The following is a 3,083-nucleotide window of genomic DNA, read 5'->3' on the forward strand; positions in this document are numbered from 1 at the left end:
GCAACTGGTCTTTGTTGTCCCAGAAGAATTTCAGGTTGGGCTTGCAGGCGGTGACGGTTTTGCCAACTTCATCCATCAACGCGGTGTAAGCCTTGGGGTTGTTGTACAGCGCAAACGGATCTTTGCCAGAGGCGAAGGCAAACGCCAGCAAGGTCGGGCGTTTCAGGCGCACGGCGGTCTTACCCTTGTAATCTGCCTTGCACAGATCAGGGTAGTCGGCCATCTTGGCCAATTTGGTGTTAACCACCAGACCGTCGGTACCCCAGATGTGCGGCAAGCCGTAGACCTTGCCCGCCAGCGTGGTGTTTTTCTTGGTGGCTTCGAGCATGCTGGGAATGAACAGTTCGCTCTTGAGCTGCTTCAAATCCATGGCTTTGTAAATGCCAAACTCGGCTTGCGGGCCGGTGATGCGGTCTTGCGACGGCTGCGCCAGATCAAAGCCCGCGCCGCCCGTGGCGCGCAACTTGGAGATCATTTCTTCGTTGTTGGACAGGGTGATTTCCACCTTGTAGCCCGACTCTTTTTCAAACTGTGCCACCACGTCCTTGGGTGCGTAGTCGGCCCAGGTGAGCAGGCGCAGGGTTTTGTCCTGGGCCAGCGCCGAGCCAGCGCAGCCCAGCAGGGCGATACCAGCAGCGATCAGTGTGTAGCGAACTTTCATGAATGACACTCCTTGGGTTGATGGGCGAAGTCGCCATACTATGTCAGAAACAAGTCATTTTGATGTCGCAACCATTCACCATCCACCGGGTTTTCCCTTGGATTCGTGTTGTCGGTAACATGGATACTGTCATCGTGCCGGAGGATTGAACCATGCCAGTCATTGTTGTTGCCAACCCCAAAGGGGGTGTAGGCAAGTCCACTTTGTCCACCCATATTGCCGGCTACTTCGCCAGCCAGAACCAGCGCGTGATGCTGGGCGATGCCGACCGACAGCAGTCCAGCCAACTCTGGTTGTCGCTGCGCCCGACTGCGGCGCGCGCGATCGCCAGTTGGGAAATCGGCGACGATCAGATCGCAAAACCGCCCAAGGGCACGACGCACGCGGTGATCGATACCCCCGCGGGCTTGCACGGCAGGCGCCTCAAGGAGGTGCTCAGGCTCGCGCACAAGGTGGTGGTGCCGCTACAGCCCAGCGTCTTTGATATTTTTGCCACGCGCGATTTTCTGGACGAGCTGGCCGAACGCGTCAAGACCAGCCAGACGCAGGTCGGCATCGTTGCCATGCGGGTCGATGAACGCACCCGCGCGGCCGAGCAGCTGCGCACCTTCGTCGCCGCCACCGGCTTGCCGGTGCTGGGCACGCTGCGCGACACGCAAAACTACGTGCAACTGGCCGCGCACGGCCTGACGGTGTTTGACCTGGCGCCTGAGCGCGTGGCGCGTGATCTGGAGCAATGGCAGCCGATTTGCCGCTGGCTGGAGGCGTGAAACCTAGCTCAAATGCTTGCCCACCAGCCCGGTGAGCGCAAACATGCCCACGCTGGGCTGACCCAGCACCGCCAGCAATTTGTCATCAGCAAGGATGGTGCGTTTGTCTTTGGGGTCTTGCAGGTTATGGGCTTTGATGTACTCCCACAACTTCTTGATGGCCTGCGGCCGCGAGACGGGCTCTGCCCCAATCACCGCCGCCAAGGCGGTGCTGGGCGTGGTGCCTGATGTGCCTGCGGCGGGTGCTTTGCGCGGCGCTTTGGGCGCGGTGGCCTTGGCTGCTTTCTTCACTGACGTTTTTAAGGCTTTTGTGCCTGTAGCCCTTGCTCCACCTGTGGAAGCAGCTCCTTTTGTTGCAGCAACAGCGGCTTTTGTCAGCGGCGCTGCCGCAGTTTTGCGCGGCGGGAACTTGCTCGGAGCAAACTCGAAATTGACCTTGCCCGCAGCCGCATCCCAAGCCAGCATGGCCTTGAACGCGCGCCGGGTACGCATCGACACAAACTTGTCGAGCAGATCGGTCTTGCCAGTCGTCAACAACTTGACTATTTGCGCGCGCTCGATCGGTTGCTGCAGGATGACTTGTCCGGTTTTGAAGTCGCAACTGGGCGTGGGCTGGGCCAGTGTGGGCACGGATTTGTCGCACACATAGTTCTTGCCGTGCTCAAACACCTGGCCGCCACACTTGGGGCAAGCGCCCAATGACTCCTGCGCCGAGAAGTCCACCAACTCGCCGGTTTCCTCACCCTTCTTGTCGTCGCCAAAGTCAAATTCGAGCTTGTAGTTTTTGGCGTCGTCGTCAAACTTGATGACCATCTCGGCGGTGAACGGCCAACCGGCTTTGGAGCGGAAACCGTCGAGTGGGCCGATCTTTTTGTCGCGCAAAAACTGCTCCACTTCGGCCAGCTCAAAGGTGCGGCCAGCAGGCGTTTTGCCAAACGAGAAGCCGCAGCCGTCGCTTTTGCCATCGGTACCGGTGCAGGTGTAGCGGCGGTAGTTTTCCTTGACGATGCCACCGCAGTTAGGGCACGGTGCGCTCAAGGTGGCGTAGTTGCCGGGCACGGTGTCGTGGTCGTATTCCTTGGCTTTCTTGACGATGCGCTCGGTCATGGCGGCAATTTCGGCCATGAAGGCGGCGCGGCTCAATTTGCCGTGCTCCATCTGGTTGAGCTTGTATTCCCACTCGCCGGTGAGGTCGGCGCGCGAGAGTTCCTGAACGTCCAGCCCACGCAACAGCGTCATCAGCTGGAACGCCTTGGCCGTGGGGATCAGCTCGCGGCCTTCGCGGTGCATGTATTTCTCAGAGATCAGGCCCTCGATGATGGACGCGCGCGTGGCGGGCGTGCCCAGACCCTTCTCTTGCATCGCTTCGCGCAATTCGTCGTCTTCGACCGTCTTGCCGGCGCCTTCCATGGCACCGAGCAAGGTGGCTTCAGAGTAGCGCGCTGGCGGACGGGTCTTCAGGCCACGGGCTTCGACCGTTTCTGCTGACACTTTTTCGCCGGGTTGCACCGGCACCAGGTTCTGGCCCTTGTCGCCGTCCTTGGCGTCAGCCACTTCGTCCGCAGCTTCCTTGCCGTAGATGGCCAGCCAGCCCGGTTTGACCAGCACCTTGCCCTCGGTCTTGAAGTGGTGTTGCTGCACTTTGCTGATGC

Annotated in this window: 3 protein-coding genes; 1 reads left to right on the top strand and 2 read right to left on the bottom strand. The window is 60.1% G+C overall.

The window, feature by feature from the left end; translation table 11 throughout:
- The coding region (locus tag PHW99_RS18520; protein WP_300181251.1) for an extracellular solute-binding protein at positions 1-661 on the bottom strand (661 nt) is incomplete at its 3' end.
- 152 nt (positions 662-813) lie between these two features.
- Between PHW99_RS18520 and PHW99_RS18525 the strand changes: the two genes are divergently transcribed.
- Complete coding sequence (locus tag PHW99_RS18525) at positions 814-1,431, top strand: ParA family protein (RefSeq protein WP_300181254.1); 618 nt, start codon at positions 814-816, stop codon at positions 1,429-1,431.
- A 3-nt stretch (positions 1,432-1,434) separates the two neighbouring features.
- Here PHW99_RS18525 and PHW99_RS18530 read toward each other — a convergent pair.
- The coding region (locus tag PHW99_RS18530) for a DNA topoisomerase (RefSeq protein WP_300181257.1) at positions 1,435-3,083 on the bottom strand (1,649 nt) is incomplete at its 5' end.

The organism is Rhodoferax sp., assembly GCF_028689305.1.
Taxonomy (GTDB): domain Bacteria; phylum Pseudomonadota; class Gammaproteobacteria; order Burkholderiales; family Burkholderiaceae_C; genus Rhodoferax.